This window comes from Citrobacter sp. CK188 (assembly GCF_030333525.1).
Lineage (GTDB): Bacteria > Pseudomonadota > Gammaproteobacteria > Enterobacterales > Enterobacteriaceae > Citrobacter_B > Citrobacter_B koseri.
Genome location: NZ_JAOWFU010000036.1, coordinates 132,117 through 152,290 on the forward strand (window position 1 = coordinate 132,117; position 20,174 = coordinate 152,290).

Below are 20,174 nucleotides of genomic sequence, written 5' to 3' on the forward strand. Positions count from 1 at the left end.
ACAGGAGTCGCGCAAGGAAGATACCGCCTAAAGCCGTTTCGTTTTTCTTCTGGGGTTGTACCGTCCATGCGCAATCGCGTTATTTTCGTTTTCCTGCTCGGCCTGCTGCCGACGTCGCTGACGTGGGCGGCGCCAGCGCAGCAGACTTTTTCTGACTGGCAGGTCACCTGTAACAATCAGAATTTTTGCGTGGCGCGTAATACCGGCGAACATCGCGGGCTGGTGATGACCTTAAGCCGCAGCGCCGGGGCGCATACCGATGCGGTACTTCGCATTGATTTGGGGGGGCTGACCTCGCCCGGTGCGAAAGAGGCGGAGATTGCGCCGCGTCTGCTGCTGGATGAAAAACCGCTGCCGCTAAATGCCGGGCAATGGCGTATCACGCCCTGGCATCTGATGACGGACGACACCGCCACCATTGCCGCGTTTTTACAGACCATTCAGGAAGCCCAGGCGATTACTCTGAAAAAGGGAAAACAGACGATTTCTCTGGTGGGGCTTAAAGCTGCGCTGTTGTTTATCGACGCACAGCAAAAACGCGTTGGCAGCGAAACGGCGTGGATTGATAAAGGGAATGATCCACCGCTCAGCGTGCCGCCCGCGCCAGCGCTGAAAGGCGTGGCTATCGTCAACCCAACGCCGACGCCGCTCTCTTATGATGAACGCAACGATCTGCTGGATTACGGTAACTGGCGGATGAACAGTATTCACTGCTCGCTTGACCCGATGCGCCGGGAAGTGCGCGTCGCGGCCCTGACCGATGACAAAGCCCTGCTGATGACCGGTTGCGAAGCCGGAGCCTATAATACGGTCGATCTCGCGTGGATTGTCTCACGCAAAAAACCATTCGCCTCCCGCGCCGTACGGTTGCGTTTACCCTTTAACTCCGGGGCTGAAAGCAATGATATGGAGCTGATGAACGCGGTTTTTGACGAGAAATCCCGGGAATTAATCACGCTGGCAAAAGGGCGTGGGTTGGCCGATTGCGGTATCCAGACGCGCTGGCGTTTTGACGGCCAGCGTTTTCGTTTGGTGCGTTATGCCGAAGAGCCAAGCTGCGATAACTGGCATGGGCCAGATGCCTGGCCCACGTTGTGGATCACACGTTAGGGGCGCCCGGTGGCGCTAACGCTTACCGGGCCTACGGACTGTTTTGTAGGCCGGATAAGACGCATCGCGTCGCCATCCGGCTTCCGACCCACTCATCCATTTTTACGCTTTAAGCACCTTATGCGCTTTTTCGACGATATTCTCGACCGTAAAGCCGAAATAAGGGAACAGTTTTTCGGCCGGGGCCGATTCGCCATATCCCGTCATCCCGACAATCGCGCCTTTCAGCCCGACATATTTGTACCAGTAGTCGGCAATGCCCGCCTCAATCGCCACGCGAGCGGCAACGTTCGACGGCAGCACGGATTCGCGATACGCCTCATCCTGAGCATCAAAAATATCCGTCGAAGGCAGGGACACCACCCGGACGTTATGGCCTTCTCCGGTCAGCTTTTCCGCCGCCAGCAGGGTGATTTCCATTTCAGACCCGGTGGCAATCAGGATCACATCCGGCTTACCGCCGCTGTCTTTCAGCACATAACCACCACGGGCGATCTCCTTCACCTGCTCCGGGGTACGCTCCACCTGCGCCAGATTCTGCCTTGAGAGAATCAGCGCCGTCGGGCCGGTATGGCGCTCAACCGCCAGCTTCCAGCCGACTGCCGCCTCAACCTGATCGCACGGACGCCAGGTGCTGAAATTTGGCGTCAGACGCAGGCTGGCCAGCTGCTCCACGGCCTGGTGCGTCGGCCCATCTTCACCCAGCCCGATGGAGTCGTGGGTATAAACCATGATCTGCCGGGCTTTCATCAACGCCGCCATTCGCGCCGCGTTACGGGCGTATTCCACAAACATCAGGAAGGTCGCGGTGTAAGGCACAAATCCGCCGTGGTGGGCAATGCCGTTGGCAATGGCCGTCATACCAAATTCGCGCACGCCGTAGTGAATGTAATTCCCGGCCGGATCTTCTTTCAGCGACGTCGAACCTTTCCAGATAGTCAGGTTACTGGGCGCGAGATCCGCCGAGCCGCCGAGCAGTTCCGGCAGTATTGGGCCGTAGGCGTTCAGCGTATTTTGCGATGCCTTGCGGGTGGCGATTTTGGCCGGGTTGGCCTGCAATTCAGCAATGTATTTTCGCGTCGTGGTTTCCCAGGACTCTGGCAACTCGCCGCGCATTCGTCGGGTAAACGTTCTTGCCAGATCGGGATATGCTTTCTGATACGCTGCGAACTTCTCCTGCCATGCCTGCTGCGCTTTTTCACCTTTTTCACGCGCATCCCAGGCTCGGTAAATCTCTTTCGGGATCTCAAAAGCAGGGTGATGCCAGCCCAGTTTCTGGCGGGTCAGCGCCACCTCTTCTTCTCCCAGCGCTGCGCCGTGAGACTCCTCTTTCCCAGCTTTATTCGGTGAGCCGAAGCCGATTACCGTCCGGCAAATAATCAACGACGGTTTGTCTTTTACACTCTGCGCTTCAAGAATCGCTTTCTTCACGGCTTCGGGATCGTGTCCGTCGATTTCATGCACTACATGCCAGTGATACGCTTCGAACCGTTTGGCGGTATCGTCGGTAAACCAGCCTTCGGTTTCGCCATCAATTGAGATGCCGTTGTGATCGTAGAAGCCGATTAGCTTGCCCAGCCCCAGCGTACCCGCCAGCGAGCAGACTTCGTGCGAAATCCCCTCCATCAGGCAGCCATCGCCCATAAAGACATACGTGTAGTGATCGACGATGTCATGATCGGGCTGATTAAACTGCGCGGCCAGCGTGCGTTCGGCAATCGCCAGGCCGACGGCGTTCGCCAGTCCCTGACCCAATGGCCCGGTGGTGGTTTCAACGCCTGGCGTATAGCCGATTTCCGGGTGTCCCGGCGTTTTTGAATGGAGCTGACGGAAGTTTTTCAGCTCCTCGATTGGCAGATCGTAGCCGGTCAGGTGCAGCAGGCTGTAGAGCAGCATTGACGCGTGGCCGTTGGAAAGAATAAAGCGATCGCGGTCATACCAGGTGGGGTCGGTCGGGTTGTGGCGGAGAAAATCATTCCACAACACTTCAGCAATATCCGCCATGCCCATTGGCGCGCCGGGATGACCGGAATTGGCTTTTTGTACGGCATCCATACTGAGCGCACGAATGGCATTGGCAAGGTCTTTTCGGGACATAAATCACTCCGTGGCAAGGTTTACAGTTTGGCGGCGAGCAGGTCTTCCAGTTTGCGTTGGTCAACGGCGAACAGGCGGATACCTTCCGACAGTTTCTCAACGGCCATCGCGTCCTGATTATGTTCCCAGCGGAATTCCGCTTCGGTCATCGGGGTCGGGCGATGGAACGTCTGCGATGACGGCACCAGTTTGCGGATCACCAGCTCTTCTTTTTCTTGTAGCGCTTTCAGTAGGTTGGGAGAAATGGTCAGGCGGTCGCAGCCTGTCAGCGCCAGGATTTGCTCGGTGCGACGGAAACTGGCCCCCATGACGATGGTTTCGTAGCGGTGACGTTTGAAGTAGTCATAGATATTACGTACCGATTTCACCCCCGGATCTTCTTCCACGACGTAGGGGTCCATCGGGCTGTGCGCCTGATACCAGTCATAGATACGCCCGACAAACGGCGAAACCAGAAAAACGCCCGCTTCCGCGCAGGCGCGCGCCTGTGCAAAAGAGAACAGCAGCGTCAGGTTACAGTTGATGCCTTCTTTCTCCAGCTCTTCCGCCGCCCGTATCCCTTCCCAGGTTGACGCGAGCTTAATTAAAATGCGCGATTTTTCCACGCCCTGCTGCTGGTAGAGATCAACCAGGTGGCGGGCCTTCTGCATACTTTTTTCTTTATCGAAGGATAAGCGCGCGTCCACTTCCGTAGAGACCCGTCCGGGGACGATTTTCAGAATTTCCGCACCGAAATTGACGGCCAGTTTATCGCTGGCCTCGGCGACCTGCTGCTCCTGGGTTTTACCGCGTTTCTTGCCCCAGGCGATCGCGTCATCAATCAAATGGCTGTATTGCGCAAGGCCAGCCGCTTTTAGCAGCAGCGAGGGATTGGTGGTGGCGTCCTGAGGCTGATAATGGCGAATGGATTCGATATCGCCGCTGTCTGCCACGACAGTGGTGAATTGTTTGATGCCGTCTAACTGGTTCATAGGAAATACTCCTTGAAAAGTAAAGCGTTAGGTGAGTGCGTTGATTCACACTTCTGAGAAATTCATGCAGTACACAACAAAAAAGCATAGCAGACAGGCATGGTAATGCGGGTTTAAGCGGGTAACATGGATGCTATAAATTGATAACAAATTCTTTCTTTGAGTAGTGAGAGTATGGCTACCTTCAAAGTTTATGCCGCGCAGGGAGGTGATAATGTGCGGCGCACCAGAGGTTACCCGCGCCACTTTTTTGATCGATACGTGAAAGGAACAACAAGATGGATGACCAATTAAAACAAAGCGCCCTCGATTTCCACGAATTTCCCGTTCCAGGTAAAATCCAGGTTTCCCCGACCAAGCCCCTTGCCACACAGCGCGATCTGGCGCTGGCCTATTCGCCTGGCGTAGCGGCGCCGTGTCTTGAAATTGAAAAAGACCCGCTGGCGGCTTACAAATACACCGCTCGCGGCAATCTGGTCGCGGTGGTCTCTAACGGAACGGCGGTGCTCGGCCTGGGCAACATCGGCGCGCTGGCCGGTAAACCAGTAATGGAAGGTAAGGGCGTTCTGTTTAAGAAATTCGCGGGCATCGACGTGTTTGATATTGAAGTCGATGAACATAACCCGGATAAATTCATTGATGTCGTTGCCGCGCTGGAGCCGACGTTCGGCGGGATTAACCTCGAAGATATTAAAGCGCCTGAATGTTTCTATATCGAGCAGAAACTGCGTGAGCGCATGAATATTCCGGTATTCCATGATGACCAGCACGGAACGGCGATTATCAGCACCGCCGCGATTCTTAACGGCCTGCGCGTGGTGGAAAAAAATATCTCTGACGTGCGGATGGTGGTTTCCGGGGCAGGGGCGGCGGCAATCGCCTGTATGAACCTGCTGGTGGCGTTGGGGATGCAGAAACACAATATCGTGGTCTGTGACTCGAAAGGCGTTATCTATAAAGATCGCGAACCCAACATGGTGGAGACCAAAGCGGCCTATGCGGTGGTGGATGACGGCAAACGCACGCTGGATGATGTGATCGACGGGGCGGACATTTTCCTGGGCTGCTCCGGCCCGAAAGTGCTGACCCAGGAGATGGTGAAAAAAATGGCGCGTGCGCCGATGATCCTGGCGCTGGCGAACCCGGAGCCGGAAATTCTGCCGCCGCTGGCGAAAGAGGTGCGTTCAGACGCCATCATCTGTACCGGACGTTCCGACTATCCGAACCAGGTCAACAATGTGCTCTGCTTCCCGTTCATCTTCCGTGGCGCGCTGGATGTCGGCGCAACCGCGATCAACGAAGAGATGAAACTGGCGGCGGTACACGCCATTGCTGAACTGGCGCACGCCGAACAAAGTGAAGTGGTCGCTTCCGCCTATGGCGATCAGGATTTGAGCTTCGGCCCGGAATACATCATTCCAAAACCGTTCGACCCGCGCCTGATTGTGAAGATTGCGCCTGCCGTGGCGAAAGCGGCGATGGACTCCGGCGTGGCGACGCGGCCGATCGCTGATTTCGATGCCTACATCGATAAGCTGACCGAATTTGTCTACAAAACCAACCTGTTCATGAAGCCAATCTTCTCTCTGGCCCGTAAAGCGCCGAAGCGCGTGGTGCTGGCGGAAGGGGAAGAGGCGCGTGTCCTGCATGCGACGCAGGAGCTGATTACGTTAGGTCTGGCGAAACCGATCCTGATTGGTCGTCCGAGCGTGATCGAAATGCGCATTCAGAAGCTGGGGCTACAGATCAAATCGGGTGTGGATTTCGAGATCGTTAACAATGAATCCGATCCGCGCTTCAAAGAGTACTGGGGTGAATACTATAAGATCATGAAACGCCGTGGCGTGACGCAGGAACAGGCGCAGCGGGCGGTGATCAGCAATACCACGGTGATTGGCGCGATCATGGTTCTGCGCGGTGAAGCGGATGCGATGATCTGCGGCACCATCGGCGAATACCACGAACACTTCAGCGTGGTGCAGGAACTGTTTGGCTACCGTGAGGGCGTCCACGCGGCGGGGGCGATGAACGCCTTGCTGTTGCCGAGCGGCAACACCTTTATCGCCGACACCTATGTCAATGACGATCCGACGCCGGAGCAACTGGCGGAAATTACGTTAATGGCTGCGGAAACGGTGCGCCGCTTTGGTATTGAGCCGAAGGTGGCGCTGTTGTCGCATTCCAACTTTGGTTCGTCTAAGTCTGTCGCTGCTTGCAAAATGCGTCAGACGCTGGAGTTAGTACGCGAGCGCGCGCCTGAGCTGATGATCGACGGCGAAATGCACGGTGATGCCGCGCTGGTTGAAAGTATTCGCAACGACAGGATGCCGGACAGCCCGCTGAAAGGGGCGGCGAATATTTTAATTATGCCTAACGTGGAGGCCGCGCGTATTAGTTACAACTTACTGCGTGTCTCCAGCTCGGAAGGCGTGACGGTAGGGCCGGTATTGATGGGCGTTGCCAAACCGGTGCATGTATTAACGCCGATCGCTTCTGTTCGCCGTATCGTTAATATGGTGGCGCTGGCGGTGGTCGAAGCGCAAACGCAGCCACTGTAATTTCACTTTAATTCATTTCGGCGCGGGGTTCCCCGCGCTTTTTTATTTCCTCCTTTCTTAGTGATCTACTTCACCTTTTAAATCAGCTTGCCGAATTTTGTTATTTACTCTGACAAAAAATTGCCACGATGAGGTCAGTTTCAGCGGAGGCGGTGAGCAATGGATAAAGAACGCATTATTCAGGAATTTGTGCCGGGGAAACAGGTCACGCTGGCGCATCTGATTGCCCACCCGGGTGAAGAACTGGCGAAAAAGATCGGCGTTCCCGAAGCGGGCGCCATCGGCATCATGACGCTAACGCCAGGGGAAACGGCGATGATCGCGGGTGATTTAGCCATGAAAGCCGCCGATGTTCATATCGGTTTTCTCGATAGATTCAGCGGCGCGCTGGTGATTTATGGCTCCGTTGGCGCCGTCGAGGAAGCCTTATTGCAAACGGTCAGCGGGCTGGGACGCTTATTAAATTTCACGTTGTGCGAATTAACAAAAAGTTAATTGGGGGGCGGCAATGAAACGTATTGCGTTTGTCGGCACCGTTGGCGCGGGGAAAACAACGCTTTTTAACGCCTTGCAGGGAAATTATTCCCTCGCCCGAAAAACACAAGCCGTGGAATTTAATGACAACGGCGATATCGATACGCCGGGAGAATATTTTAGCCATCCTCGCTGGTATCACGCCTTAATTACCACGCTACAGGATGTGGATACGCTGATTTATGTACATGCGGCAAATGACCGCGAAAGTCGCTTACCCGCCGGGTTATTGGATATTGGTGCCAGTAAACGACACATCGCCGTCATCAGCAAAACGGACATGCCGGATGCCGACGTCGCCGCCGCGCGACAGCTACTGAGCGGGCTGGGATTTCAGGAGCCGATTTTCGAGCTTAACAGCCATGACCCGCAAAGTGTGCAGCACCTGGTGGATTATCTGGCAGCACTCACCGAACAGGAGGAAGGCGCAGGTGAAGAAACTCATCACAGCTAACGATATTCGTGCGGCTCACGCACGCGGCGAACAGGAAATGTCGGTTGTTCTGCGCGCCAGCATCATTACCCCGGAAGCCCGCGAAGTTGCGGAACTGCTGGACTTCACGATCGTGGAATGCGACGAATCGGCACCGGCTGTCGCGCCGGTGGAAGACGCGAAAACCGAAAGTCAGCGCATTCGTGAAACCATCATCGCGCAACTGCCGGAAGGGCAATTTACCGAAAGCCTGGTCGCGCAGCTGATGGACAAAGTGATGAAGGAAAAACAGTCGCTGGAGCAGGCTGACATGCAGCCGGGCTTTAAGTCGGTCACCGGCAAGGGCGGCGTAAAAGTGATCGACGGCAGCAGCGTGAAGTTTGGTCGCTTCGACGGCGCGCAGCCCCACTGCGTCGGCTTAACGGATTTGGTCACCGACAAGGACGGCAGCAGCATGGCAGCCGGGTTCATGCAGTGGGATAACGCGTTTTTCCCGTGGACGCTGAACTACGACGAGATCGATATGGTACTGGAGGGCGAACTGCATGTGCGTCATGAAGGCGAAACCATGATCGCGAAAGCTGGGGACGTGATGTTTATCCCGAAAGGCTCCAGCATTGAGTTTGGCACACCGTCGACCGTGCGCTTCTTATACGTTGCCTGGCCTGCGAACTGGCAGTCCTGCTAAGGCGGATGTATGAAGGATTTCATTACCGAAGCATGGCTCAGAGCGAATCATACGCTCAGCGAAGGGGCGGAGATCCATCTTCCCGCTGACGCTCGCCTGACGCCATCTGCCCGGGAATTGCTGGAAAGCCGCCATTTGCGCATCAAGTTTCTGGATGAGCAAGGCCGTCTTTTCGTCGATGACGATGAGCAGCAATTACAACCGGTGCACGGTTTGACCAGCAGCGATACGCACCCTAAGGCGTGCTGCGAACTGTGTCGCCAGCCGGTGGCGAAAAAGCCCGATACGCTGACCCACCTGACCGCCGACAAAATGGTTGCGAAAAGCGATCCGCGCCTGGGATTTCGCGCCGCGCTGGACAGCACCATCGCGCTGGTGGTGTGGCTGCAAATTGAGTTACCGGAGCAGTGGCAGCCCTGGCTTGCCGACATTCGTTCCCGCCTGGGCAACATCATGCGTGCTGATGCGATGGATGAACCGCTGGCCGCGCAGGCCATTGTGGGGCTAAACGAAGACGAATTGCATCGTCTGTCCCATCAGCCGCTGCGCTATCTCGATCACGATCATCTGGTGCCGGAAGCCAGCCACGGCCGCGATGCCGCGCTGCTGAATCTGCTGCGTACCAAAGTACGTGAAACGGAAGTCGTGGCCGCTCAGGTCTTTATCACTCGCAATTTTGACGTGCTGCGCCCGGATCTTCTACAGGCGTTGAACCGCCTCTCCAGTACGGTCTACGTGATGATGATTTTGTGCGTGACGAAGCATCCGCTCACCGTCAGCCAGATTCAACAGCGACTGGGAGGGGAGCAATGATCATTGAACGTTGCCGCGAACAGGCCTTACGCGCGCCCGCCAGAGTGGTCTTCCCGGATGCGCTGGATGTCCGTGTCCTGAAGGCGGCGCACTATCTGCAACGGCATGGTCTGGCGCGACCGGTTCTTGTCACCAGCCCGTTTGCGCTACGCCAGTTTGCGCTCACTCACCATATCGCGATGGATGGCATTCAGGTGATTGACCCACAGAGCAATCTGTCTATGCGTGAGGTGTTCGCCGGGCGCTGGCTGGCGCGGGCGGGAGAGAAAACACCGCCGGATGCGCTGGAAAAACTGAACGATCCGCTGATGTTCGCCGCCGCGATGGTGAGCGCCGGTCATGCCGATGTGTGCATTGCCGGCAACCTCTCTTCGACAGCGAACGTGCTGCGGGCAGGGCTACGCCTGATCGGTTTGCAGCCGGGCTGCAAAACGCTGTCGTCGATCTTCCTGATGCTGCCGCAGTACACCGGGCAGGCGCTGGGATTCGCCGATTGCAGCGTGGTGCCGCAACCCACAGCGGCGCAACTGGCGGATATCGCCATCGCCAGCGCGCAGACCTGGCGAACCATTACCGGAGAGGAGCCTCGGGTCGCCATGCTGTCGTTCTCCAGTCATGGCAGCGCGCGTCACCCCAATGTCGCCAATGTGCAGCAGGCGACAGAGATCGTTCGTGAGCGCGCGCCGGATTTGATTGTTGACGGCGAGTTGCAGTTCGACGCCGCTTTTGTCCCGGACGTCGCCGCGCAAAAAGCGCCCGCCAGTCCGTTACAGGGCAAAGCCAATGTGATGGTCTTTCCGTCACTGGAAGCGGGCAACATTGGCTACAAAATCGCCCAGCGTCTGGGAGGATATCGCGCCGTTGGGCCGCTGATTCAGGGGCTTGCCGCACCGCTTCACGATCTCTCCCGAGGCTGTAGCGTACAGGAAATTATCGAACTGGCGTTGGTGGCAGCAGTGCCGCGCCAGACTGACGTGAGTCGTGAACACGACTCGCAAACACTGGTTGTATAAAGGTCCCGTCTGGACCCCCTTACCGAAGAGGAAAACACAATGGAAGCATTAGGAATGATTGAAACCCGGGGCCTGGTTGCACTGATTGAGGCCTCTGATGCGATGGTTAAAGCAGCACGCGTGAAACTGGTTGGCGTGAAGCAGATTGGCGGCGGTCTGGTCACCGCGATGGTGCGTGGCGATGTGGCAGCGTGCAAAGCCGCTACTGATGCCGGCGCCGCAGCGGCGCAGCGTATTGGCGAACTGGTTTCCGTACACGTCATTCCGCGCCCGCACGGCGATCTGGAAGAGGTGTTCCCGATCAGCTTCAAAGGTGACAGCAATATCTAAGCTGGATGGCTACGTCTGATCGTGTAGGCCGGAGAAGACGCAAACGCGTCGCCATCCGGCAATGAGATGGCATCGATGCCGGATGGCGCCTCGCTTATCCGGCCTACAGTTTCGGCACGCAACACACAACACATGGAGGCGGGTATGAAGCTGGCAGTCGTCACAGGACAAATTGTTTGTACGGTGCGCCATGAAGGACTCGCGCATGACAAATTGCTGATGGTGAAAATGATTGATGCCGAAGGGAATCCCGACGGGCAGTGCGCCGTTGCAATCGACAGCATTGGGGCGGGAACCGGGGAGTGGGTGCTGCTGGTTAGCGGCAGTTCTGCCCGCCAGGCGCATCGGAGCGAATCCTCACCTGTCGATCTGTGCGTGATTGGTATTGTCGATGAAGTGGTGGCTGGCGGGAAAGTCGTTTTCCATAAATAGGACTGAACATCATGAATCAACAGGATATTGAACAGGTGGTAAAAGCGGTATTGCTGAAAATGAAAGACAGCAGTCAACCTGCCGCCGCCGTTCATGAAATGGGCGTCTTTGCCTCCCTGGATGACGCCGTTGCCGCAGCGAAAGTGGCTCAGCAGGGGCTGAAGAGCGTGGCCATGCGCCAGCTCGCTATTCATGCGATACGTGAGGCGGGTGAAAAGCACGCCAGAGAACTGGCGGAACTTGCCGTGTCAGAAACCGGCATGGGACGCGTCGAAGATAAATTAGCGAAAAACGTGGCGCAGGCGCGCGGTACGCCGGGCGTGGAATGCCTCTCGCCGCAGGTACTGACCGGCGATAACGGTCTGACCTTAATTGAAAATGCGCCGTGGGGGGTTGTGGCATCGGTCACGCCGTCCACCAATCCGGCGGCAACCGTGATTAACAACGCCATCAGCCTGATTGCCGCAGGCAACAGCGTGGTCTTTGCGCCGCATCCGGCGGCGAAAAAGGTTTCTCAGCGCGCCATTACGCTGCTTAACCAGGCGGTTGTTGCCGCAGGCGGCCCGGCTAACCTGCTGGTGACCGTTGCGAACCCGGATATCGAAACCGCCCAGCGCCTCTTTAAATATCCCGGTATCGGTCTGCTGGTGGTGACCGGCGGCGAAGCGGTCGTTGAAGCTGCCCGTAAACACACCAACAAACGTCTGATTGCCGCAGGCGCCGGGAACCCGCCGGTGGTGGTGGATGAAACCGCTGACCTGGCGCGTGCCGCGCAGTCCATCGTCAAAGGCGCATCCTTCGATAACAACATCATTTGCGCCGACGAGAAGGTGCTGATTGTTGTCGATAGCGTTGCCGATGAACTGATGCGCCTGATGGAAGGGCAGCATGCGGTGAAACTCACCGCCGCACAGGCCGAACAGCTTCAGCCGGTATTGCTGAAAAATATCGACGAGCGTGGCAAAGGAACGGTCAGCCGCGACTGGGTTGGGCGTGACGCCGCCAAAATCGCCGCCGCGATTGGGCTGACGGTGCCGGAGCAAACGCGCTTGCTGTTTGTGGAAACGCCTGCCACGCACCCGTTCGCGGTCACGGAACTGATGATGCCGGTACTGCCGGTGGTGCGGGTCGCCAATGTAGAAGAGGCCATTGAGCTGGCGGTCACGCTGGAAGGCGGTTGCCACCATACGGCGGCGATGCACTCGTGCAACATCGACAACATGAACCGGATGGCAAACGCCATTGATACCAGCATCTTCGTCAAGAATGGGCCGTGTATCGCCGGGCTGGGTCTGGGCGGCGAAGGCTGGACCACCATGACCATTACTACGCCAACCGGGGAAGGGGTGACCAGCGCGCGCACCTTCGTGCGTCTGCGTCGCTGCGTGTTGGTGGATGCGTTTCGCATTGTCTGATACCGACCCAGCAGACTGTCTATAAGGAGAAAAGAGATGGCGCACGATGAACAACGTTGGCTGACGCCGAGACTCCAGAAAGCCGCTGAGCTGTGTAATCAGCATCCCGTCGCCAGCGATTCGCCGCTGTGGCTGGGTATTGATTTAGGGACGTGCGATGTGGTGTCGATAGTTGTCGACCGCGACGCGCAGCCGGTCGCCGTTTGTCTGGACTGGGCTGACGTCGTGCGTGACGGCATCGTCTGGGACTTCTTCGGCGCCGTCACCATCGTGCGTCGCCATCTCGACACGCTCGAACGCCAGCTTGGCTGCCAGTTCACCCACGCGGCGACCTCATTTCCGCCAGGCACCGACCCGCGTATCTCCATCAATGTTCTGGAATCCGCCGGGCTGGAGGTTAGCCATGTGCTGGATGAGCCGACCGCCGTGGCGGATCTGCTGCGACTGGATAACGCGGGCGTGGTGGATATCGGCGGCGGTACGACGGGGATCGCCATTGTGAAGCAGGGCAAGGTGACTTACTCCGCTGATGAAGCGACTGGCGGACATCATATTTCCCTGACGCTGGCCGGAAACCGCCGCATCGAACTGGAAGACGCTGAGCAGTTCAAGCGCAGCAACGCCCGGGAGATTTGGCCGGTGGTAAAACCGGTGTACGAAAAGATGGCGGAGATTGTTGCCCGGCATATCGAAGGGCAAGGTATAGCCGATCTGTGGCTGGCGGGCGGCTCCTGTATGCAACCGGGCGTGGATGAACTATTCCGTAAACGCTTCCCGGAACTGCGGGTGCATTTACCTGAACACAGCCTGTTTATGACGCCGCTGGCGATTGCCAACAGCGGGAAAGAAAAAGCGGAGGGGATCTATGCAAAGTGAATTGCAGACCGCGCTCTTTCAGGCATTCGATACCCTGAATCTGCAACGGATAAAAACGTTCAGCGTTCCGCCCGTCACGCTGTGCGGCCTGGGGGCGCTCAGCGCCTGCGGGCAGGAAGCGCAAACGCGCGGGCTGACGCATCTGTTTGTCATGGTTGACAGTTTTCTGCATCAGGCAGGGATGACCGCCGGGCTTGAACGGAGTCTGGCGATGAAAGGCGTGGCGATGAGCATCTGGCCCTGCCCGGTGGGAGAACCTTCCATCACTGACGTTTGCGCGGCGGTCGCGCAGCTGCGCGAATCAAAATGTGACGGCGTGGTGGCGTTTGGCGGCGGCTCGGTGCTGGATGCGGCAAAAGCCGTAGCGCTGCTCTTTACCAACCCAGGGCAGACGTTGGCGGATATGACGGCGCAGAGCGTACTGCGCCCGCGTCTGCCGCTGATTGCCGTGCCGACGACGGCGGGGACGGGGTCGGAAACCACCAACGTGACGGTGATTATTGATGCGGTAAGCGGGCGCAAGCAGGTTCTGGCGCATGCCTCGCTGATGCCGGACGTCGCCATTCTGGATGCGGCGCTGACGGAAGGGGTGCCTTCTCACGTAACGGCGATGACCGGGATTGACGCGTTGACCCATGCGGTTGAGGCGTATAGCGCTCTGAATGCCACGCCGTTTACCGACAGTCTGGCGATTGGCGCTATTGCGATGATCGGCAAGTCGCTGCCGAAAGCAGTGGGGAACGGGCACGACATGGCGGCGCGGGAAAACATGCTGCTGGCGTCCTGCATGGCGGGGATGGCCTTTTCCAGCGCGGGGCTGGGGCTGTGTCATGCGATGGCGCACCAGCCGGGCGCGACGCTGCATATTCCGCATGGCCAGGCGAACAGTATGTTGCTGCCGACGGTGATGGGATTTAACCGCATGGTGTGTCGCGAACGGTTCAGCCATATTGGCCGGGCGTTACTCAACAAGAAAGCGGACGATCGCGACGCGATCGGCGCAGTTAGCGAACTGATTATTGAAACCGGGCTGACAAAACGCCTCGCCGATGTTGGCGCGACGTCCGCGCATTACAGCGCGTGGGCGCAAGGCGCGCTGGAAGATATTTGTATTCGCAGTAACCCACGAACCGCCACACAGGAACAGATTATCGACCTGTACGCGGCGGCACAATAAAGCATACCAGGATGTAGGCCGGATAAGGCGTTCGCGCCGCCATCCGGCAAAAACGCGGCACTATTGCCTGATGGCGCTGCGCTTATCAGGCCTACGAAACACCTGGCAAATGGAGATAGGGCTATGGGAATTAATGAAATCATCATGTACATCATGATGTTCTTTATGCTGATTGCCGCCGTGGACAGGATCCTGTCGCAGTTTGGCGGTTCGGCGCGTTTTCTCGGTAAATTCGGTAAGAGCATTGAGGGGTCGGGCGGTCAGTTTGAAGAAGGTTTTATGGCGATGGGCGCGCTGGGGCTGGCGATGGTCGGTATGACCGCCCTGGCGCCGGTGCTGGCGAAGCTGCTCGGGCCGGTGATTATCCCGCTGTATGAAATGCTCGGCGCGAACCCGTCGATGTTCGCCGGAACGCTGCTGGCCTGCGATATGGGCGGTTTCTTCCTCGCCAAAGAACTGGCGGGCGGCGATGTGGCAGCATGGCTGTACTCCGGCCTGATCCTGGGGGCGATGATGGGGCCGACGATCGTCTTCTCCATTCCGGTGGCGCTCGGCATTATCGAGCCGTCTGACCGCCGCTACCTGGCGCTGGGCGTGCTGGCGGGGATTGTCACCATTCCCATTGGCTGTATCGCCGGTGGTTTAGTGGCGATGTACTCCGGCGTGGAGATCAACGGGCAACCGGTGGAGTTTACCTTCGCGCTGATCCTGATGAACATGATCCCGGTGATCATCGTCGCGGTGCTGGTTGCGCTGGGGCTGAAATTTATCCCGGAGAAAATGATCAGCGGTTTCCAGATCTTCGCTAAATTCCTGGTGGCGTTGATCACTATTGGCCTGGCGGCTGCGGTGATTAAATTCCTGCTGGGATGGGAGCTGATCCCAGGTCTTGACCCGATCTTCATGTCCCCTGGCGACCAGCCTGGAGAAGTGATGCGCGCCATTGAAGTGATCGGCTCCATCTCCTGCGTTCTGCTCGGCGCCTATCCGATGGTGCTTCTGCTGACCCGCTGGTTTGAAAAACCGCTGATGCGCGTTGGCGGCCTGTTAAAAATCAACAATATGGCGGCAGGCGGCATGGTCGCGACGCTGGCGAACAATATTCCGATGTTCGGCATGATGAAACAGATGGATACCCGCGGCAAAGTGATCAACTGCGCCTTTGCGGTCTCCGCTGCCTTTGCACTGGGCGACCACTTAGGCTTTGCGGCCGCCAACATGAACGCGATGATCTTCCCGATGATTGTCGGCAAGCTGATCGGCGGCGTGACGGCGATTGGCGTGGCGATGATGCTGGTGCCCAAAGATGAAGATGTTCCGGCAGAAACGGAAGTGGAGGCGCAGTCGTGAACACTCGCCAGCTACTGAGCGTCGGTATCGATATCGGCACCACCACCACTCAGGTGATCTTCTCACGCCTTGAGCTGGTTAACCGTGCGGCAGTGTCGCAGGTGCCGCGCTACGAATTTATCAAACGTGAAATTAGCTGGCAAAGCCCGGTCTTTTTTACCCCTGTGGATAAGCAGGGCGGGTTGAAAGAGGCCGAACTTAAGGCGCTGATTCTGGCTCAGTACCAGGCGGCGGGGATTGCGCCGGAGACGGTGGATTCCGGGGCGATCATTATTACCGGCGAAAGCGCGAAAACCCGCAATGCGCGTCCGGCAGTGATGGCGCTGTCGCAGTCTCTCGGCGATTTTGTCGTCGCCAGCGCCGGGCCGCATCTGGAATCGGTGATTGCCGGGCACGGCGCGGGGGCGCAGACCCTGTCTGAACAGCGTTTGTGTCGCGTGCTCAACATCGACATCGGCGGCGGCACTTCGAACTATGTTCTGTTTGACGCCGGAAAAGTGAGCGGCTCCGCCTGTCTGAACGTGGGCGGCAGATTGCTGGAAACGGACGGCCAGGGGCGGGTGGTGCATGCGCATAAACCGGGGCAGATGATCGTTGAGGCGGTGTTCGGCGCGGGCACTGACGCCCGCTCGCTCAATGCCACACAGTTGGCGCAGGTTGTGCGGCGGATGGCGGATTTGATTGTCGAAATCATTGACGGCGAGCCTTCGCCGCTGGCGCAGGCGCTGATGCAAACCGGATTATTGCCCGCAGGGGTGAAACCGGAGGTGATCACCCTTTCCGGTGGCGTCGGGGAGTGCTACCGCAATCAGCCTGCCGATCCGTTCTGCTTTTCTGATGTCGGCCCGCTGCTGGCGACGGCGCTGCATGAGCACCCGCGCCTGCGTGAGATGAACGTGCAGTTCCCGACGCAAACCGTGCGCGCCACGGTGATTGGCGCGGGGGCGCACACGCTGTCGCTGTCCGGCAGCACCATCTGGCTGGAGGGGGTGGCGCTTCCGCTGCGTAACCTGCCGGTGGCGATTCCACAAGATGAAAACGAACTGGTGGCCGCCTGGGAACAGGCGCTGACTCAGCTCGATCTCGACCCTGGCACTGACGCATACGTGCTGGCGCTTCCCGCCCGGCTTCCGGTGCGCTACGCGGTATTACTCACGGTCATCGACGCGCTGCTGGCGTTTACCGCGCGTTTTCCCAATCCGCATCCCCTGCTGGTGGTGGCCGAGCAGGACTTTGGCAAAGCCCTGGGCATGTTATTGCGCCCACAGTTACAGCAACACCCGCTGGCGGTCATTGACGAAGTGAGCGTCCGGGCGGGGGACTATATCGACATTGGTACGCCTCTTTTTGGCGGATCGGTTGTGCCGGTGACGGTGAAATCACTCGCATTTCCTTCCTGAGGGAACGACTTATGAAACTAAAGACCACATTGTTCGGCAATGTTTATCAGTTTAAGGATGTAAAAGAGGTGCTGGCAAAAGCCAACGAACTGCGTTCGGGGGATGTGCTGGCAGGTGTTGCGGCTGAAAGCTCACAGGAGCGCGTTGCCGCGAAACAAGTGTTGTCGGAAATGTCGGTGGCGGATATTCGCAACAACCCGGTGATTTCCTATGAAGAGGACTGCGTGACGCGTCTGATTCAGGACGACGTCAATGAAACGGCCTATAACCGCATTAAAAACTGGAGCATCAGTGAGCTGCGCGAATATGTGCTGAGTGATGAAACTTCCGTCGATGACATTGCGTTTACGCGTAAAGGGCTGACTTCGGAAGTGGTGGCGGCGGTCGCGAAGATCTGCTCCAACGCCGACCTGATCTACGGTGGTAAGAAGATGCCGGTGATCAAAAAGGCCAATACCACCATCGGTATTCCGGGCACCTTTAGCTGCCGTTTGCAGCCGAACGATACCCGTGACGATGTACAGAGTATCGCCGCGCAAATCTATGAAGGGCTCTCTTTCGGGGCGGGCGATGCGGTGATTGGCGTTAACCCGGTAACGGACGACGTGGAAAACTTAAGCCGCGTGCTGGATACCGTGTACGGGGTGATCGACAAGTTCAATATTCCGACGCAGGGCTGCGTGCTGGCGCACGTCACCACTCAGATTGAAGCCATTCGTCGCGGCGCGCCGGGCGGGCTGATTTTCCAGAGTATTTGCGGCAGCGAAAAAGGATTAAAAGAGTTCGGCGTGGAGCTGGCGATGCTGGATGAAGCGCGTGCGGTCGGCGCGGAGTTCAACCGTATCGCCGGGGAAAACTGCCTGTACTTTGAAACCGGGCAGGGGTCTGCGCTTTCGGCTGGAGCCAACTTCGGCGCCGACCAGGTGACGATGGAAGCGCGTAACTACGGCCTGGCGCGGCACTACGATCCGTTCCTGGTGAATACGGTGGTCGGTTTTATCGGGCCGGAGTATCTCTACAACGACCGGCAGATTATTCGCGCTGGTCTGGAAGATCACTTTATGGGCAAGCTGAGCGGCATCTCAATGGGCTGCGATTGCTGTTACACCAACCACGCCGACGCCGATCAGAACCTCAACGAAAACCTGATGATTCTGCTCGCCACCGCAGGCTGTAACTACATTATGGGCATGCCGCTCGGCGACGACATCATGCTCAACTACCAGACCACCGCATTCCACGATACCGCAACGGTACGTCAGTTACTCAACCTGCGTCCGTCGCCGGAGTTTGAGCGCTGGCTGGAAACGATGGGCATTATGGAAAACGGTCGCCTGACCAAGCGGGCGGGCGATCCGTCACTGTTCTTCTGATGACGCGGGGATGACATACGATGGATCAAAAACAGATTGAAGAAATTGTACGCAGTGTAATGGCGTCAATGGGCGAGTCGCAGCCGCAGGCCCCCGCAGAATCCGCGCCAGCCTGTAGCGCTAAACAATGTGCCGCACCTTCAGCGCCTTCAGCGGCGGAAAGCTGCGCGCTGGATTTAGGTTCGGCTGAGGCGAAAGCCTGGGTAGGCGTGGAGAATCCGCATCGCGCGGATGTTTTGGCCGAACTGCGCCGCAGCACCGCTGCGCGCGTGTGTACCGGTCGCGCCGGCCCACGTCCGCGCACCCTGGCGCTGTTGCGCTTCCTGGCGGATCACTCTCGTTCGAAAGATACCGTTCTGAAAGAGGTGCCGGAAGAGTGGGTGAAAGCACAGGGGCTGCTGGAAGTGCGTTCGGAAATCAGCGATAAAAACCTCTACCTGACCCGCCCGGATATGGGGCGTCGTCTGAGCCAGGAGGCCATTGACGCGCTGAAAGCGCAGTGTGTCGCCAGCCCGGATGTCCAGGTGGTGATTTCCGATGGTTTATCGACGGATGCGATTACCGCCAACTATGAAGAGATCCTGCCGCCGCTGCTCTCTGGCCTGAAACAGGCGGGGCTGAAAGTCGGGACGCCGTTCTTTGTACGCTATGGCCGCGTGAAGATTGAAGATCAGATCGGCGAAATTCTTGGCGCGAAAGTGGTGATTCTGCTGGTGGGTGAGCGTCCTGGCTTAGGTCAGTCGGAAAGCCTCTCCTGCTATGCGGTTTACTCACCACGGGTGGCAACCACCGTTGAAGCGGATCGTACCTGTATTTCGAATATTCACCAGGGCGGCACGCCGCCGGTTGAAGCCGCAGCGGTAATTGTGGATTTGGCGAAACGTATGCTGGAGCAGAAAGCATCCGGCATCAATATGACCCGTTAAGGAGGCAACATGCCAGCATTAGATTTGATTCGACCGTCGGTCACCGCAATGCGCGTGATTGCCTCGGTGAATGACGGTTTCGCGCGTGAGCTTAAATTACCGTCACATATACGTAGCCTCGGTCTCATCACGGCAGACTCTGATGACGTAACGTATATTGCGGCAGACGAAGCGACAAAACAGGCGATGGTGGAAGTGGTGTATGGCCGTTCACTGTATGCCGGAGCGGCCCACGGGCCGTCGCCGACGGCCGGTGAAGTCTTGATCATGTTGGGCGGCCCGAATCCGGCGGAAGTGCGGGCGGGTCTGGATGCGATGGTGGCGCATATTGAAGGCGGCGCAGCGTTCCAGTGGGCCAACGATGCGGAGGATACTGCATTCCTGGCGCATGTGGTTTCGCGTACCGGGTCTTATCTCTCATCAACCTCAGGCATCGCGCTGGGCGATCCTATCGCCTATCTGGTGGCGCCGCCGCTGGAAGCGACGTTTGGCATTGATGCGGCGATGAAATCCGCCGATGTCCAACTGGTGACCTACGTGCCGCCGCCGTCAGAAACCAACTACTCTGCGGCGTTTTTAACGGGGAGCCAGGCCGCCTGTAAAGCCGCCTGCAACGCCTTTACCGATGCCGTTCTGGATATTGCCCGTAATCCCGTCCAGCGCGCGTAAGAGAGGTAG

19 protein-coding genes are annotated in these 20,174 nt (G+C 57.8%); 17 read left to right on the forward strand and 2 right to left on the reverse strand.

Features of this window, described 5'->3' with window-relative positions; all coding sequences use genetic code 11:
• Positions 1-66: 66 nt before the first annotated feature.
• Positions 67-1,110, forward strand: a complete 1,044-nt coding sequence (locus tag OGV67_RS18195) for a DUF1176 domain-containing protein (RefSeq protein ID WP_058667861.1) — start codon at positions 67-69, stop codon at positions 1,108-1,110.
• Positions 1,111-1,212: 102 nt separating this feature from the next.
• Here the strand turns inward: OGV67_RS18195 and tkt are convergent, their stop codons facing one another.
• Positions 1,213-3,207 (reverse strand): transketolase, encoded by a 1,995-nt coding sequence (gene tkt / locus OGV67_RS18200; protein ID WP_058667858.1) that lies wholly within the window; start codon positions 3,205-3,207, stop codon positions 1,213-1,215.
• Positions 3,208-3,227: 20 nt separating this feature from the next.
• Positions 3,228-4,178 (reverse strand): transaldolase, encoded by a 951-nt coding sequence (tal, locus tag OGV67_RS18205; protein WP_047462108.1) that lies wholly within the window; start codon positions 4,176-4,178, stop codon positions 3,228-3,230.
• Positions 4,179-4,456: 278 nt separating this feature from the next.
• Between tal and maeB the strand changes: the two genes are divergently transcribed.
• The 16 genes from maeB to eutL all read left to right on the forward strand — a co-directional run bounded on the left by maeB (position 4,457) and on the right by eutL (position 20,165).
• A complete protein-coding gene (maeB, locus tag OGV67_RS18210) occupies positions 4,457-6,736 on the forward strand; it encodes an NADP-dependent oxaloacetate-decarboxylating malate dehydrogenase (RefSeq protein WP_012131325.1) in 2,280 nt (759 codons plus the stop codon).
• Between the two features lie 159 nt (positions 6,737-6,895).
• Complete coding sequence (gene eutS / locus OGV67_RS18215; RefSeq protein ID WP_012131326.1) at positions 6,896-7,231, forward strand: ethanolamine utilization microcompartment protein EutS; 336 nt, start codon at positions 6,896-6,898, stop codon at positions 7,229-7,231.
• Positions 7,232-7,244: 13 nt separating this feature from the next.
• Entirely contained in the window at positions 7,245-7,724 is a 480-nt protein-coding gene (gene eutP / locus OGV67_RS18220; protein WP_012131327.1) for an ethanolamine utilization acetate kinase EutP, read from the forward strand.
• Positions 7,702-8,391, forward strand: a complete 690-nt coding sequence (gene eutQ / locus OGV67_RS18225) for an ethanolamine utilization acetate kinase EutQ (protein ID WP_012131328.1) — start codon at positions 7,702-7,704, stop codon at positions 8,389-8,391. The genes eutP and eutQ overlap by 23 nt, the downstream gene beginning before the upstream one ends.
• 9 nt (positions 8,392-8,400) lie before the next feature.
• Positions 8,401-9,204 (forward strand): ethanolamine utilization cob(I)yrinic acid a,c-diamide adenosyltransferase EutT, encoded by an 804-nt coding sequence (gene eutT, locus OGV67_RS18230; protein ID WP_012131329.1) that lies wholly within the window; start codon positions 8,401-8,403, stop codon positions 9,202-9,204.
• On the forward strand, positions 9,201-10,217 hold the full coding sequence (gene pta / locus OGV67_RS18235; protein ID WP_115614573.1) for a phosphate acetyltransferase: 1,017 nt from the start codon (positions 9,201-9,203) through the stop codon (positions 10,215-10,217). The genes eutT and pta overlap by 4 nt, the downstream gene beginning before the upstream one ends.
• A 39-nt stretch (positions 10,218-10,256) precedes the next feature.
• On the forward strand, positions 10,257-10,547 hold the full coding sequence (eutM, locus tag OGV67_RS18240) for an ethanolamine utilization microcompartment protein EutM (protein ID WP_000387720.1): 291 nt from the start codon (positions 10,257-10,259) through the stop codon (positions 10,545-10,547).
• A 144-nt stretch (positions 10,548-10,691) separates the two neighbouring features.
• On the forward strand, positions 10,692-10,979 hold the full coding sequence (gene eutN / locus OGV67_RS18245) for an ethanolamine utilization microcompartment protein EutN (RefSeq protein ID WP_024130131.1): 288 nt from the start codon (positions 10,692-10,694) through the stop codon (positions 10,977-10,979).
• An 11-nt stretch (positions 10,980-10,990) separates the two neighbouring features.
• Positions 10,991-12,394 (forward strand): aldehyde dehydrogenase family protein, encoded by a 1,404-nt coding sequence (locus OGV67_RS18250; RefSeq protein ID WP_115614574.1) that lies wholly within the window; start codon positions 10,991-10,993, stop codon positions 12,392-12,394.
• Positions 12,395-12,430: 36 nt separating this feature from the next.
• The gene (gene eutJ / locus OGV67_RS18255) at positions 12,431-13,270 is read left to right on the forward strand and encodes an ethanolamine utilization protein EutJ (RefSeq protein WP_115614575.1); all 840 of its coding nucleotides are present in this window, start codon (positions 12,431-12,433) and stop codon (positions 13,268-13,270) included.
• Positions 13,260-14,447 carry an ethanolamine utilization ethanol dehydrogenase EutG gene (gene eutG / locus OGV67_RS18260; protein ID WP_012131334.1) on the forward strand — a complete coding sequence of 396 codons (1,188 nt, stop codon included), beginning with the start codon at positions 13,260-13,262 and terminating at the stop codon, positions 14,445-14,447. The genes eutJ and eutG overlap by 11 nt, the downstream gene beginning before the upstream one ends.
• Positions 14,448-14,570: 123 nt before the next feature.
• The gene (gene eutH / locus OGV67_RS18265; RefSeq protein WP_047462122.1) at positions 14,571-15,797 is read left to right on the forward strand and encodes an ethanolamine utilization protein EutH; all 1,227 of its coding nucleotides are present in this window, start codon (positions 14,571-14,573) and stop codon (positions 15,795-15,797) included.
• Positions 15,794-17,197: an ethanolamine ammonia-lyase reactivating factor EutA gene (eutA, locus tag OGV67_RS18270; RefSeq protein WP_058667854.1), complete on the forward strand. Its 1,404-nt coding sequence runs from the start codon at positions 15,794-15,796 to the stop codon at positions 17,195-17,197. The genes eutH and eutA overlap by 4 nt, the downstream gene beginning before the upstream one ends.
• 11 nt (positions 17,198-17,208) lie before the next feature.
• Positions 17,209-18,570 (forward strand): ethanolamine ammonia-lyase subunit alpha, encoded by a 1,362-nt coding sequence (gene eutB / locus OGV67_RS18275; RefSeq protein WP_012131337.1) that lies wholly within the window; start codon positions 17,209-17,211, stop codon positions 18,568-18,570.
• A 20-nt stretch (positions 18,571-18,590) separates the two neighbouring features.
• A complete protein-coding gene (gene eutC, locus OGV67_RS18280; protein WP_012131338.1) occupies positions 18,591-19,496 on the forward strand; it encodes an ethanolamine ammonia-lyase subunit EutC in 906 nt (301 codons plus the stop codon).
• A 9-nt stretch (positions 19,497-19,505) separates the two neighbouring features.
• Positions 19,506-20,165 carry an ethanolamine utilization microcompartment protein EutL gene (gene eutL, locus OGV67_RS18285; RefSeq protein ID WP_047462132.1) on the forward strand — a complete coding sequence of 220 codons (660 nt, stop codon included), beginning with the start codon at positions 19,506-19,508 and terminating at the stop codon, positions 20,163-20,165.
• Positions 20,166-20,174: the final 9 nt, after the last annotated feature.